This window comes from Pseudomonas sp. CDFA 610 (assembly GCF_021147865.1).
In the GTDB taxonomy this organism is placed as follows: Bacteria; Pseudomonadota; Gammaproteobacteria; order Pseudomonadales; family Pseudomonadaceae; genus Aquipseudomonas; species Aquipseudomonas alliivorans.
In genome coordinates, this window is sequence record NZ_JAGTPM010000011.1 from 39,833 (window position 1) to 53,701 (window position 13,869).

Consider the following 13,869-nt stretch of genomic DNA (forward strand, 5'->3'; position numbering starts at 1 on the left):
GGTTTTCTGAATCCGGGCGGCGCTGCTCTGGTACTCAATGTGCTTTTGCGAGCGTGCTCTCCGGCACTTCTGCAGGGGTAGCGTCGGCAAAGCGGTCCACCTGCCGCAGCGTTTTGAAGCCGGTCATCCATGCGCCGACCACGCCCAGCGTGCAGACACCGCCCATGATCGCGGCTGGAATCGCACCGATCAGCGAGGCGCTGGTGCCTGCGCGGAATTCGCCAAGCTCGTTGGAGGAGCCGATGAACAGCATGTTCACCGCGTTGACCCGGCCACGCATGTTGTCCGGTGTCGAGAACTGTACCAGTGCCGAGCGTATGTAGACGCTGACCATGTCCGCAGCCCCCGCGATCAAAAGCGCCAGGCACGACAGCCAGAACAAGGTGGACAAGGCAAATACCAGATTCGCCACCCCGAACAACCCCACTGCCATGAACATGGTCATGCCGACATTGCGATCCAGTGGACGCATGCTCAGGTACACCCCGGTCGCCAGCTCACCCAGACTCATCGACGCGCGAAGCATGCCGAGCCCTTGCGGGCCAAGGTTAAGCACTTCGTGGGCATAGATCGGCAGCAGCGCCACCACGCCGCCCAGCAACACGGCGAACAGGTCCAGGGATATGGTGCCCAGAATGATCGGGCGTGAGCGGATGAAGGCGATTCCGGCCGTGAATCGACCCCAGGCGCTGTCGCTCAGGTCCACCAGTTTGCCTGCGTAAGGCGTCGCGACCCTGACCAGCAGCAGGATCCCGGCAATGAACGCTGCCACGCACACTGAATAGGTCAGCTCTGCGCCGCCCAGCCAATACAGGTAGCCGCCAATCAGCGGACCGCCGACCGTCGAGCAGCGCATGATCACGCTGTTGGTGGCAATTGCCGAGGCGAGCTGTTCGCGCGGTACGATCTGCGGCAACAGGCTTTGCAGGGCGGGACCGGTGAACGCGCGGGCGCAGCCGTAAAGCATCAGCGCGCCGTAGATCAGCCGCAGGTCCTGCAGATTCATGGCCGAGAAAACCAGCAGAATCAGGCCGCATACTGCTTGAACGCCCCAACTGATCATCAGGATGACCTTGCGGTTGTAGCGATCGATCAGATCGCCCGCAGGCATCAGCAACAGCAGCATGGGGATGAACTGGGCCAGGCCGACATAGGCCAGCGCCATTGGCTCGCGGGTCATGTCATAGACCTGCCAGGCGACCACCACTGCCTGAATCTGCATGGCGAAGACCGCCATCAGGCGCGACAGGATGAAACTGATGAAGCCGGGCTGGCTGGACAGTTTGACGGATGTTGAAGCAGCGGGGGATTCAGAGCTCAAGACAGACTTCCATCGAAGCAGTGTGTTCGCGTTACGGGTTATACCTCAGCTTATAGATAGGATGCTAACGAAAAGTTGACAGTTTTTCTGGCCTGGATGTGCATATAGAGCGTTTCCACGCCCGGCGCTCAGCGTCACACGTAAGTCCGGAATAGCCGCCAGGCGGGACTAAAACCCGAGTCGCTGACTCAACGCATAACCTGTGGAAGGCGGCTTGCCGGCGAAGCGATTTTTCAAGCGCCGCATCAGTGACTGGACGGGCCTCATCGCCGGCAAGCCGCCTCCCACAATCCGGTGCCTGCTGCGAGACTCATGGGCACCGGTCTTCAGTCTCAGCGCCTGACCAGCAATACCCCCGACTCCATGTGGTGGGTGTACGGGAACTGGTCAAACAGTGCACAGCGCTCGACCCGGTGGGTGTCGTGCAACTGGGCGATGTTGGCCGCCAGGGTTTCCGGGTTGCACGAGATGTACAGAATGCGCTCGAAGCGGCGGGTCAGCTCGCAGGTGTCTGCGTCCATACCTGCACGCGGCGGATCGACAAACACACTGCCGAATTCGTAGCGCTTGAGGTCCACACCCTGCAGGCGACGGAACGGACGAACCTCGTTCAGCGCCTGGGTCAACTCTTCGGCAGACAGACGCACCAGCGTGACGTTGTCGACCGCGTTGTCTTCCAGATTGCTCAGCGCAGCATTGACCGAGGTCTTGCTGATTTCGGTCGCCAGCACCTTGCGCACCCGGGTGGCCAGCGGCAGGGTGAAGTTGCCGTTGCCGCAATACAGCTCCAGCAGATCGTCATTGCGCTCGCCCAGCGCGTCATACGCCCAATTGAGCATCTTCTGGTTTACCGTGCCGTTGGGCTGCGTGAACGCGCCTTCCGGCTGGCGATAGCTGAACGTGCGTCCGGCAACGTCGAGCTTTTCGGTTACATAGTCACGCCCGATGACCAGACGCTGGCCCTTTGAGCGCCCGATCAGGCTGACGTCGAGCTCGGCTGCGAGTTGTTCGGCTTCGGCCTGCCAGGCGTCATCCAGCGGGCGGTGATAACACAAAGTGATCATCGCATCGCCTGCCAGAGTGGTCAGAAAGTCCACCTGGAACAGCTTGTGGTTCAGGTTCGGGCTGGCTTCCCACCGCTCGCGCAGTACCGGCATCAGCGCATTGATACGCTCGCTGGCAATCGGCAGGCCGTCGAGCAGGATCGGGGTCTTATTGTCACCCGGCGCGAACATCGCGTAGTAACGCTTCTGGTCCTCGCGCCACAGGCGGAACTCGGCCCGCAGGCGGTAGTGCTCGCGTGGCGAGTCGAATACCTGAGGTTCAGGCGCATCGAAGGGTGCCAGCAATTCGCGAAGGCGTACGGTCTTTTCTGCAAGCTGACTTTCGTAGCCTGCGGGGTCGAAAGGAACACTCATGCGTTGAACCAGCCCAGCTTGATCACGAACAGGATCGACAGGATCACCAGCGCGGCATTCAGCTCGCGCCCGCGACCCGACAGCAGTTTGATCGCCGTCCAGGAAATGAAACCAAAGGCGATGCCGTTGGCGATGGAATAGGTGAAAGGCATCGCCAGCGTTGTAATCACTACAGGCGCGGCGACGGTAATGTCGTCCCAGTCGATTTCAGCCATGCCCGAGGCCATCAGCACCGCGACGAACAGCAGGGCAGGTGCTGTCGCATAGATCGGCACGCTGCTGGCCAGTGGCGCGAAGAACAGCGCCAGCAGAAACAGGATGGCCACCACAATGGCCGTCAGGCCGGTACGGCCACCGGCGCTCACGCCAGCCGCGGATTCGATGTAGCTGGTGGTGGTCGAGGTGCCGAGCAAGGAACCGGCCATTGCCGCCGTACTATCGGCGATCAGGGCACGGCCCATTTTCGGCATGTGGCCGTCCTTGCCCATCAGCCCGGCGCGCTTGGCCACGCCGATCAGGGTGCCGGAGTTGTCGAAGATGTCCACGAACAGGAAGGCGAAGATGATGCTGACCAGACCGACGTCCAGTGCACCCATGATGTCCAGTTGCAGGAAGGTCGGCGCCAGCGAGGGCGGCATCGACATGATCCCGCCGAATTCACTGAAGCCCAGCGTAATCGAAGCAATGGTGACCGCCAGGATGCCGATCAGCACTGCGCCTTTGACCTTGAGCTGGTCCAGTGCAACGATCAGAAAGAAGCCCAGCGTCGCCAGAATCGGTGCGGGCTGCTTGAGATCGCCCATGCTGAGCATGGTGACCGGGTGGCTGGCCACGATACCGGCGTTTTGCAAGGCAATCAGCGCCAGAAACAGACCGATACCGGCCGCAATGGCCGAGCGCAGGGGCAGGGGAATGCTGTTGATGATCCATTCGCGGATACGGAAGATCGACAACAGAAAGAACATCACCGCAGACAGGAACACCGCACCCAGCGCCACCTGCCACGTATGGCCCATGTGCAGAACCACGGTATAGGTGAAGAAGGCGTTCAGGCCCATGCCCGGTGCCAGGGCAATCGGATAATTGGCGATCAGACCCATCACGGCCGAACCGATGGCGGCGGCCAGGCAGGTCGCCACGAACAGCGCGCCCTTGTCCATGCCAGTCTGTCCGAGGATGCTCGGGTTGACGAACAGGATGTAAGCCATCGCCAGGAACGTCGTGACGCCCGCGAGGATTTCAGTCCTCACGTTGGTGTTATGTGCCTTGAGTTGAAACAGCCTTTCCAGCATGTCTGGCTCCCCGTGACGCGGCCTGCGTCGTGAATGATTCAACTCCAACAGCAAAGCACAGGCCGCCTGGGCAGCCCGCAAATTGATGCGGGTCGGAAAAAGCCGCGCATCATACCAGCAGCCAAACACGATGGGTGCGCGTGGATAACGGCTTTTGGATGATCTGCACGCCTGTCCATCGCTGTCGAGAAACCCTGAACGTTGCAAATCATGCGAAGTCGTACCCCCTAAGACGCATAAAAAGTGCGCTGTACGAATACCTACCGTGAGGTTTCCATGAATGCTCCGAACCCGATTCCCAAGGATGTCGCAGGTCATGCGATCTCGCTGACCCTCAATGGGCAACTGCGTCAACTCGATGTACAGCCCTGGACCACCCTGCTTGACCTGTTGCGCGACCGGCTTGATCTGGTCGGCACCAAGAAAGGCTGCGACCACGGTCAATGCGGTGCTTGCACCGTACTGCGCGACGGTAAGCGGATCAATGCCTGCCTGACGCTGGCGATCATGTGCGATGGCGCCGAACTGACCACCATCGAAGGCTTGGCGGATGGCGACACGCTGCATCCGATGCAGCAGGCATTCATCAAACATGACGCTTTCCAGTGCGGCTACTGCACGCCCGGGCAGATCTGCTCGGCGGTCGGCCTTGCCAATGAAGGGCGTGCCACCAACCGCGCCGAGATCCAGGAACTGATGAGCGGTAACCTGTGCCGCTGCGGCGCCTACAGCAACATCCTTGCTGCTGTGGAAGACGCCTTGCCGCAGTTTCACGACGCCACCCAGACTCAGGCTCAAGAGCAGAAGGTGAGCGCATGAATCCGTTCACCTACAGCAAGCCTGCCGACATCCGTTCCGCCATCGACCTGAGCGGTCCTGCCACGCGATTCATCGCGGGCGGTACCAACCTGCTCGACCTGATGAAGGAAAACGTCGCTCGCCCAGAGCACCTGATCGACATCAACGACCTGCCGCTCAAGGACGTGACTGAAACCGCCTCGGGCGGCTTGATGATCGGCGCGTTGGTCAGTAATGCCGACCTGGCCTGGCATCCTCTGGTCGAGCAGCGGTATCCGCTGTTGAGCCAAGCGCTGCTGGCTGGCGCATCGCCGCAGCTGCGCAACATGGCCAGTACCGGTGGCAATCTGTTGCAGCGCACTCGCTGTTACTACTTCTACGACGCCAGCGTGCCGTGCAACAAGCGCGAGCCGGGCAGTGGTTGTCCTGCAAAAGACGGCCTCAATCGCATTCACGCGATCTTCGGCGCCAGTGATGACTGCGTTGCGACGCATCCGTCTGACATGTGTGTGGCCATGGCTGCGCTGGAAGCTGTGGTGCATGTAGAAGGCCGTGCCGGCCGCCGCACCATTGAGTTCGCAGATTTTCATCGTCTGCCGGGCGATGCGCCACAGCGTGACAACCAGTTGGCCGACGATGAACTGATTACTGCCATCGAACTGCCCGCGCCACGCTTTACGGGTCACAGCGCTTACCTGAAGGTTCGTGACCGTGCGTCCTATGCGTTTGCGCTGGTATCGGTCGCGGCGGCACTGGAACTGGATGGCGATGTGGTGAGCGATGCACGTCTGGCGCTTGGCGGTGTGGCCCACAAACCGTGGCGCGATAAGCAAGTCGAGCGTTTGCTGATCGGCAAACCCGCCACTCGCGAATCTTTTGCTGCTGCCGCAGACGCCATGCTGGCTGACGCGCAGCCGCTCGAGCACAACGCGTTCAAGGTCAGGCTGGCGCGCCGGGCGATCATCCGCGCCCTGAGCGACGCAGCACTGGGAGGTACTGCCCAATGAATGTTCCCTTCTCCCCGATGGGCAAGCCCGTAGACCGAGTCGACGGCAAACTGAAAGTCACCGGCGGCGCACGTTACGCTGGAGAGTATCCCGAGGACGGACTGCTGTTTGGCAGTGTCGTCTCCAGCACCATCGCCAATGGCCGTGTGCTGAGCATCGATACCTCCGAGGCCCTTAAAGTGCCGGGCGTGGTTGCAATTCTGGACCATACCAACCGTCCATCGCTGGCCAGCTATGACAAGAACTACGAGGACGCTGATTCTGCAGACGGTTCTCCGTTTCGGCCTCTTTATAACGACAACGTGCTGTACAGCGGTCAGCCGCTGGCGCTGGTGGTGGCCGAGTCGCTGGAAATGGCCCGGCACGCAGGCTCGCTGATTCGGATCACCTACGAGCAGCAGGCACACCAGACCGACCTGCAGGCCGAGTTGGCACAGGCTCACGACGTATCGTCCAGCCTGCCCAAGCCACGTGGCAACTTCGAGGCCGAACTGGCCAGCTCGGCATTGAGTGTCGACGTGACCTACAACACGCCCAGCGAGTACCACAACCCGATGGAACCGCATGCGTCGACCGTTCTGTATCAGGCCGACGGCAGCCTGCAGATCCACGACAAGACCCAGGGCACGCAGAACTGTCAGGATTACCTGCACAAGGTCTTCGGCCTGGAAAAAGACCGGATTCGTGTGTTGGCCGCCTTTGTCGGTGGTGCATTCGGCTCGGGCCTGCGCCCGCAGTATCAATTGCCACTGGCCGTGATGGCTGCCTTGCATCTGAAACGTTCGGTGCGAGTAACCCTGACACGTCAGCAGATGTTCACCTTCGGCTACCGCCCGCGCACTGTGCAGCGTTTGCGCCTTGGCGCGGCGGCCAATGGGCGTTTGCTGGCCATCGGGCACGAAGCCATCGGCCAGACCTCGCGCTTCGAAGACTTCACCGAGCACGTCGTGGAATGGAGCGGCATGCTCTATCAGTGCGACAACGTGCAGTTGACCTACAAGCTGGTGCCGCTGGACGTGTTCACGCCGCTGGACATGCGTGCGCCGGGTGCCGCGTTGGGCATGATCGGGCTGGAATGCGCGATGGATGAACTGGCGTGTGCGCTGGCCATTGATCCTGTACGCCTGCGTCTGACCAATTTCGCCGAGCGCAATGGTAACGAAGACAAACCGTATTCCAGCAAAGAGCTGCGCGAATGTTATGCGCAGGGTGCCGAGCGCTTTGGCTGGGAACGTCGCAACCCTGAACCTCGCAGCATGCGCGAAGGCCGCCAACTGGTGGGCTGGGGCATGGCGGGGGGCGTCTGGGAGGCGATGCAGATGAAAGCCAGCGCAAAAGCGCGTCTCGGTTCGGATGGCAAGCTGGTGGTCAGCAGTGCCACCACTGATATCGGCACCGGCACTTACACGGTCATGACCCAGATTGCCGCCGAAACACTGGGACTGGCGGTGGAAGACGTGACTTTCCTGTTGGGCGATTCTTCGTTGCCAACCGCGCCGCTGCAAGGTGGCTCGTTCACGGTGTCGTCGGTCGGTACAGCGGTGCAGCAAGCGTGTCAGGCTTTGCAGCGTCAGTTGCTGGAAGTCGCGAAGGGCATGTACCCGCAATACGCCTCGGCTACACCGGATGAGGTGCGGTTTGAGTCGGGCAGCCTGTATCTGGGCGATCAAGCCGTCTCAATGGCTGAACTGGCGGCGGCTCAAGCCAGTGGCGTAATCGAAGTTCAGGTTGATGCCGAGCCTGACAAGAAGCGCGAGGCCTATGCGGCGGCCACCCATTCGGCAGTGTTCGTCGAAGTGCTGGTGGACGAGGATCTGGGCACCATCAAGGTCAATCGTGTGGTCAGCGCCATCGCGGCGGGACGCGTGGTCAATCCCAAGATGGCGCGCAGCCAGATCCTTGGCGGTGTGGTCTGGGGCATGGGCATGGCCTTGCAGGAAGAGGCCATGGTCGATCACGGTCTGGGGCGTCCGATGAATCACAGCCTCGCCGAGTACCACATTCCGGTAAACGCGGATATCGGCGACATTGACGTGCTTTTCGTCGAAGAAAATGACGAGATCGTCAATGCGCTGGGTTCCAAGGGCGTCGGTGAAATCGGTATCGTGGGTGTTCCTGCTGCGATTGCCAATGCCATCTACCACGCTACCGGCAAACGGGTCCGCGAGTTTCCGATCACGCTGGACAAGCTGTTGTAGTCCTTTCCCGGCAAACCGCATGCAGGAGACGATCGTCCCCGCTCCTGCATGATAATGCTCTGCGTCCGCCGTTGATGTGACGCAGAGCGCCACGAGCTGCATGCCCACGATCAGCGTCTCCAGGCCCGCTGCCCGGGTGAGTCATCCCGCCACGCGACAAAAGACCACACGGCTCAAGTGGCTGAATGGGACTACTCTTTACGTGTCGGTTGACCTGTGTCATTGCGCAATGACCGCTGACGTGAGCCAACCCCCCAATCCCTGCGTACGTCATCAGAACAAATAGAAAGACAAGCACTCCATAAACGTGGGGGCAGTCACTGTTGGCTTTCTGCCAACAGCCGGTTTCACCTGAGAGAGGAACACTTATGTTCGGTTTGGAGGCTATCGATCTCGCCCGAATTCAGTTCGCATTCACGATTTCGTTCCACATCCTGTTTCCTGCCATCACCATCGGTCTGGCAAGTTATCTGGCTGTGCTCGAAGGCCTGTGGCTGAAGACCCGCGAAGATGTGTATCGCGACCTGTACCACTTCTGGTCCAAGATCTTTGCTGTCAACTTCGGCATGGGTGTGGTTTCCGGACTGGTCATGGCCTATCAATTCGGCACCAACTGGAGCCGCTTCTCTGACTTTGCAGGCGCTGTCACGGGACCGTTGCTGACGTACGAAGTGTTGACGGCGTTCTTCCTCGAGGCCGGCTTCCTCGGCGTGATGCTGTTCGGCTGGAACCGTGTCGGGCGCAACCTGCACTTCTTCTCCACGATCATGGTCGCCATCGGCACGCTGATTTCCACGTTCTGGATTCTGTCGTCCAACAGTTGGATGCAGACCCCGCAAGGCTTCGAAATCATTGACGGTCGCGTGATCCCGACCGACTGGTTCGCGGTGGTCTTCAACCCGTCGTTCCCGTACCGCCTGACGCACATGGCGATTGCCGCCTTTGTCGCGACGGCGTTCTTTGTCGGCTCCTCGGCTGCCTGGCACCTGTTGCGTGGCCGCGACACGCCAGCGGTGCGCAAGATGCTCTCGATGGCCATGTGGATGGCGCTGATTGTTGCGCCGATTCAGGCTGTCGTAGGTGACTTCCACGGTCTGAATACGCTCAAGCATCAGCCAGCCAAGATTGCCGCGATTGAAGGCCACTGGGAAAACGTCGGTGATGAACCGACCCCGCTGATCCTGTTCGGCATTCCGGACATGAAGGAAGAACGCACCAAGTACGCGGTGGAAATTCCTTATCTGGGCAGCCTTATCCTGACCCACAGCCTGGACAAGCAGGTTCCGGCGTTGAAGGAATTCAAACCTGAAGACCGTCCGAATTCGACCATCGTGTTCTGGTCGTTCCGGGTCATGGTTGCGCTGGGCATGCTGATGATCCTGACCGGTCTGTGGAGCCTGTGGCTGCGCAAGCGCGGCACGCTCTATCAGTCTCGTCCGTTCCTGTACCTGGCGTTGTGGATGGGGCCTTCCGGTCTGGTTGCAATCCTGGCGGGCTGGTTCACCACCGAGATCGGCCGGCAGCCTTGGGTCGTCTACGGTCTGATGCGCACCGCCGATGCGTCGTCCGGGCACAGCGTCGCTCAGATGAGCATTACTCTGGTGCTGTTCGTGGTCGTCTACTTCGTGCTGTTCGGCGCGGGTCTGGGCTACATGATGCGTCTGGTACGCAAAGGTCCGAAGGCTTACGTCGAGCATGTACCGCACGGTGGCCCCGGTCAGAAACGTACACCGGCCCGTCCGCTCTCTGCCGCCGTTGAAAGCGCAGAAGATGGCGACAACGTTGACGCGCTCGGCAAGGGGAATTAAGCCATGTGTATCGATCTTCCGCTGATCTGGGCCGTTATCATCATCTTCGGCATCATGATGTACGTTGTCATGGACGGCTTCGACCTGGGTATCGGGATTCTCTTCCCGTTCATGAAAGACAGTTCCGACCGCGACGTGATGATGAACACCGTCGCACCGGTCTGGGACGGCAATGAAACCTGGCTGGTATTGGGCGGCGCCGCGTTGTTCGGCGCGTTCCCGCTGGCTTACTCGGTGGTGCTGTCGGCGCTGTACCTGCCGTTGATGTTCATGCTGATGGGCCTGATCTTCCGTGGCGTTGCGTTCGAGTTCCGCTTCAAGGCGACCGACGAGAAACGTCACCTGTGGGACAAGGCGTTCATCGGCGGCTCGTTGGCAGCAACATTCTTTCAGGGCGTGGCGCTGGGCGCATTCATCGAGGGCATTCCGGTGGTGAACCGCCAGTTTGCAGGCGGCTCACTCGACTGGCTGGCGCCGTTCCCGATGTTCTGCGGCCTGGCGCTGATCGTGGCTTACGCACTGCTGGGCTGCACTTGGCTGATCATGAAAACCGAAGGGCCTCTGCAGAAAGCGATGCATGATCTGGCGCGTCCTCTGGCGGTGGCTGTGCTGGTGGTAATGGGTGTGGTCAGCCTGTGGACGCCACTGGCCCATGCTGACATCGCACACCGCTGGTTCAGCATGCCAAACCTTGTCTGGTTCATGCCGGTGCCGATCCTGGTGCTGGTGACCATGTACGGGTTGTTCAAGGCCGTGGCGCGCAACGCGCATTACACGCCGTTCCTGCTGACCCTGCTGCTGATCTTTCTGGGCTACAGCGGTTTGGGCATCAGCCTGTGGCCGAACATCATCCCGCCGTCCGTTTCAATCTGGGAAGCCGCTGCGCCGCCGCAAAGCCAGGGCTTCATGCTGGTCGGTACGCTGTTCATCATCCCGTTCATCCTCGGATACACCTTCTGGAGCTACTACGTGTTCCGCGGCAAAGTCACCGCAGAAGACGGTTATCACTAGTCCGAACAGAGGAGATTGATCATGTCTGGCAAGAACTCCATGCACGACCCGGATCCGGCGCTGAGCAAGCCGCTCTGGCAACGACTGGCCTGGCTGGTTGGCATCTGGGCGGGCAGTGTGTTTGCGCTGTTTATCGTCGCCAGCCTGATGCGGATGTTCATGAACGCAGCGGGCCTGACGACGCACTGATCGTCACTGAAAGCATTCCCACACCGTGTCCACGGACACGTTTTACAAACCCTCCGGTTTCGGAGGGTTTTTTTTTGCTGCGAAAACGAGGGAGATTATTTGCGGGCTTTCAGTATCACGAACTTGGGCGTTGCCGCGACCTGCTCGACGCCCCGGAACAGCCGGGACAGCTTGGTGTGATAGCCCAAATGGCGATTGCCGACGATGTACAGCGCGCCGCCCGTGACAAGCGCGGCGCGGGCCTGCTGGAACATCCGCCAGGCCAGAAAATCACCCACTACCTGTTGCTGGTGGAAGGGCGGGTTGCACAGCACCACGTCCAGCGAGTCAGTCTCCTGTCCCGCCAGCCCGTCGGCGGCACGGATAACCACCTCCCGGTCGCCCAGACTGGCCTGCCAGTTTTCAGCAGCGGACTGCACAGCCATGTATGACTCGTCGACCAGGGTGTAATGCGCCTGCGGGTTTTCCAGTGCGTTGGCAATCGCCAGCACGCCGTTGCCGCAGCCCAGGTCGGCAACGCGCGCTGAACCGAGGTTTTTCGGCAGATAAGGCAGGAATGCACGCGTGCCGATATCCAGACCTTCCCGACAGAACACATTGGCATGGTTGAGCAGTTCGATGGCTGGCTCGTCGAGTGTGTAGCGCGTGGGGTAGGGCGACGTCCGGAGTTCCCTGATCTGTGGCGTGGCGAACAGCAGGCGGGCTTTCTTGACCGCGAGCGAGGCTTGAAGCGGCCCTACGTACTCTTCAAGCAGGTCACCGGCCGAGCGCGGCAGGTGCTTGATCATTGCTGCCGCTATCACACGTGCGCCGGGTGCCAGTTGGCCTTGCAGACGAATGAGTTGCTCTTCGAGCAGCGCCAGCGTCTTGGGAACCCGGATCAGCACCCAGTCGAAAGGACCGGTCAATGGCTCGCTGGCAGGAATCAGCGACACACTGTCGTAGGCCATACCGTTACGGGTCAGGTTTTTCTCGAGGCCCTGGGCGGCGAGAAACGAGTCGGTGCTGCTTACAACGGCGGCATGAGGGGCAAGGCTGGCCGCCAGCGCGCCAAAACTGTCATTGAGCACCAGGACCCGGCTCTGCAGAGTCAGCCCGATTTGCGCCACGTGGTTGAGCAGGTACTCATCAGCGGCATCGAATGCCTGAAGCGGCTCATCTTGGTGTTCGGGCTGGCGAATAAGATCAAGTTGAGCGAAAGGGCTGATGAGCAAGGGCATTGGCAGGAAAACTCTGTGCAGGCGTGCGTGTATCACGTAAGTCCGTCTGCTGACGGGCTCGCTGGGAGCGGTGATTTTACGTGCTTTTTGCGTTTTGACACCTGCCCATTTTGGTGCCGCTCGCCCGCTTTTTCAGAACATGCCGAGCAAGGCTGCCTGAACAACTGCCGCAGTCTTGTTACACACCCCCAGCTTCTGGACTGCGCTGGCCACGTGAAAATGGATGGTGCGTTCCTTCAAGCATAGAATCAGGGCTATATCACCTGCTGTCTTGCCTTTGGCAGACCACTTGAGGACTTCTATCTCTCGCTCCGTCAGACCATTGGGATTCGATGGATTTGATGAGTTGATTTCCATGTTCTTCATGATCGCCTCCATACCCTTTGATGGCGAGATTTTGCTGTGCTTTTATCCAGTCTAGGAAAAATGGCAAGGCAATTTTGCTGATGGAAAAATATCCGGACGGATGGGGTGATGGCTTTTATGTGTTCAAAAAAGCGTATTGCGGCTGGAACACCCGTCGTAGCGCGGTTTGCATTAAGCCGGTTAGGCACAGGTCGGTAACATGTGTACGCAGGCAAGAACCAAATGCTCTAAACGTTTCAAGCGCTGTCACGTACAAGCCACTACAAACAGCCGGTGTTTATCTGGCGCACTTTGCGGGACACTGAAGGCCAATGTTCATATTCGGGAGCCCGAGGCACACCATGACTGTCAGCGAAGACAAGTTCACCCGGCAGACGCTTCAGCGTGTCGTACCGTTGACCCCCAGTCTGTTTACGTTGCGCACCACGCGCGATCCCGGCTTTCGCTTTCGGGCAGGACAGTTCGCGCGTCTGGGCGTGACCAAGGCAGATGGCACCACCGTGTGGCGAGCCTATTCGATGGTGTCTTCGCCCCATGACGAGTTCCTCGAGTTCTTTTCCATCGTCGTGCCTGACGGCGAGTTCACCAGCGAACTGAGCCGCCTGCGTGAAGGTGACAGCCTGATGGTCGAAAAGCAGGCCTTCGGTTACCTGACTCTGGACCGCTTCATCGACGGTCGTGATCTATGGCTGTTATCCACAGGCACCGGCGTCGCACCGTTTCTGTCGATCCTGCAGGACTTCGAGGTGTGGGAGAAATTCGAGCGTGTGATTCTGGTGTACAGCGTGCGTGAGTCGAAGGAGCTGGCCTACCAGCAGCTGATTGGCGAACTGATGCAGCGTGAGTACCTGGCCGAGTACGCCGATAAATTCCGGTTTCTGCCTGTCGTCACTCGCGAGCAGTCCCCCGGTGCCTTGAATGAACGGATCACGCAACTGATTGAAAATGGCGATCTGGAGCGTGCGGCAGGCATTGCCATGACCCCGGAACATTCGCGTGTCATGCTGTGTGGCAACCCACAGATGATCGACGACACCCGCGCGGTACTCAAGCAGCGCGACATGCGCCTCAGCCTGTCACGCAAGCCGGGGCAAGTGGCGGTGGAGACGTATTGGTAGGGAAGAGCCCGACGTCACACACAAGCCGCCCTGATACTGGTCGTGCCCACTGCTCCACGTGGGCATGCCTCCCGTGACGCGCTCTGCGTCATATCAGAAGCGGACGCAGAGCGTCCCGAGAGG

At 60.0% G+C, this 13,869-nt stretch carries 12 protein-coding genes; 7 read left to right on the forward strand and 5 right to left on the reverse strand.

Annotated elements, in window-relative coordinates; translation table 11 throughout:
• Positions 1 to 34: 34 nt before the first annotated feature.
• The 3 genes from KDX39_RS20375 to KDX39_RS20385 all read right to left on the reverse strand — a co-directional run bounded on the left by KDX39_RS20375 (position 35) and on the right by KDX39_RS20385 (position 4,031).
• Positions 35 to 1,321, reverse strand: coding sequence for an MFS transporter (locus KDX39_RS20375; protein WP_231661611.1), 1,287 nt, complete (start codon positions 1,319 to 1,321; stop codon positions 35 to 37).
• A 332-nt stretch (positions 1,322 to 1,653) separates the two neighbouring features.
• On the reverse strand, positions 1,654 to 2,739 hold the full coding sequence (gene trmA / locus KDX39_RS20380) for a tRNA (uridine(54)-C5)-methyltransferase TrmA (protein ID WP_231661612.1): 1,086 nt from the start codon (positions 2,737 to 2,739) through the stop codon (positions 1,654 to 1,656).
• Positions 2,736 to 4,031, reverse strand: a complete 1,296-nt coding sequence (locus KDX39_RS20385) for an NCS2 family permease (protein ID WP_231661613.1) — start codon at positions 4,029 to 4,031, stop codon at positions 2,736 to 2,738. The genes trmA and KDX39_RS20385 overlap by 4 nt, the downstream gene beginning before the upstream one ends.
• Before the next feature lie 276 nt (positions 4,032 to 4,307).
• On the opposite strand from KDX39_RS20385, the gene KDX39_RS20390 reads away from it, so the two are divergent.
• The 6 genes from KDX39_RS20390 to KDX39_RS20415 all read left to right on the forward strand — a co-directional run bounded on the left by KDX39_RS20390 (position 4,308) and on the right by KDX39_RS20415 (position 11,042).
• Positions 4,308 to 4,850 carry a (2Fe-2S)-binding protein gene (locus KDX39_RS20390; RefSeq protein WP_231661614.1) on the forward strand — a complete coding sequence of 181 codons (543 nt, stop codon included), beginning with the start codon at positions 4,308 to 4,310 and terminating at the stop codon, positions 4,848 to 4,850.
• Entirely contained in the window at positions 4,847 to 5,836 is a 990-nt protein-coding gene (locus KDX39_RS20395; protein WP_231661615.1) for an FAD binding domain-containing protein, read from the forward strand. Before KDX39_RS20390 ends, KDX39_RS20395 begins: the two co-directional genes overlap by 4 nt.
• Positions 5,833 to 8,034 (forward strand): xanthine dehydrogenase family protein molybdopterin-binding subunit, encoded by a 2,202-nt coding sequence (locus KDX39_RS20400; RefSeq protein ID WP_231661616.1) that lies wholly within the window; start codon positions 5,833 to 5,835, stop codon positions 8,032 to 8,034. Before KDX39_RS20395 ends, KDX39_RS20400 begins: the two co-directional genes overlap by 4 nt.
• A 368-nt stretch (positions 8,035 to 8,402) precedes the next feature.
• Positions 8,403 to 9,842 carry a cytochrome ubiquinol oxidase subunit I gene (locus KDX39_RS20405; protein ID WP_099226429.1) on the forward strand — a complete coding sequence of 480 codons (1,440 nt, stop codon included), beginning with the start codon at positions 8,403 to 8,405 and terminating at the stop codon, positions 9,840 to 9,842.
• 3 nt (positions 9,843 to 9,845) lie between these two features.
• Positions 9,846 to 10,853: a cytochrome d ubiquinol oxidase subunit II gene (gene cydB, locus KDX39_RS20410; RefSeq protein WP_231661617.1), complete on the forward strand. Its 1,008-nt coding sequence runs from the start codon at positions 9,846 to 9,848 to the stop codon at positions 10,851 to 10,853.
• Between the two features lie 21 nt (positions 10,854 to 10,874).
• Entirely contained in the window at positions 10,875 to 11,042 is a 168-nt protein-coding gene (locus KDX39_RS20415) for a DUF2474 domain-containing protein (protein WP_073168748.1), read from the forward strand.
• 95 nt (positions 11,043 to 11,137) lie between these two features.
• Here the strand turns inward: KDX39_RS20415 and KDX39_RS20420 are convergent, their stop codons facing one another.
• The gene (locus KDX39_RS20420; protein ID WP_231661618.1) at positions 11,138 to 12,262 is read right to left on the reverse strand and encodes a methyltransferase; all 1,125 of its coding nucleotides are present in this window, start codon (positions 12,260 to 12,262) and stop codon (positions 11,138 to 11,140) included.
• Positions 12,263 to 12,394: 132 nt separating this feature from the next.
• Positions 12,395 to 12,628, reverse strand: coding sequence for a helix-turn-helix domain-containing protein (locus tag KDX39_RS20425; RefSeq protein ID WP_099226496.1), 234 nt, complete (start codon positions 12,626 to 12,628; stop codon positions 12,395 to 12,397).
• 341 nt (positions 12,629 to 12,969) lie between these two features.
• Here KDX39_RS20425 and KDX39_RS20430 point away from each other — a divergent pair, with 341 nt between their 5' ends.
• Entirely contained in the window at positions 12,970 to 13,746 is a 777-nt protein-coding gene (locus tag KDX39_RS20430; RefSeq protein WP_231661619.1) for a ferredoxin--NADP reductase, read from the forward strand.
• Positions 13,747 to 13,869: the final 123 nt, after the last annotated feature.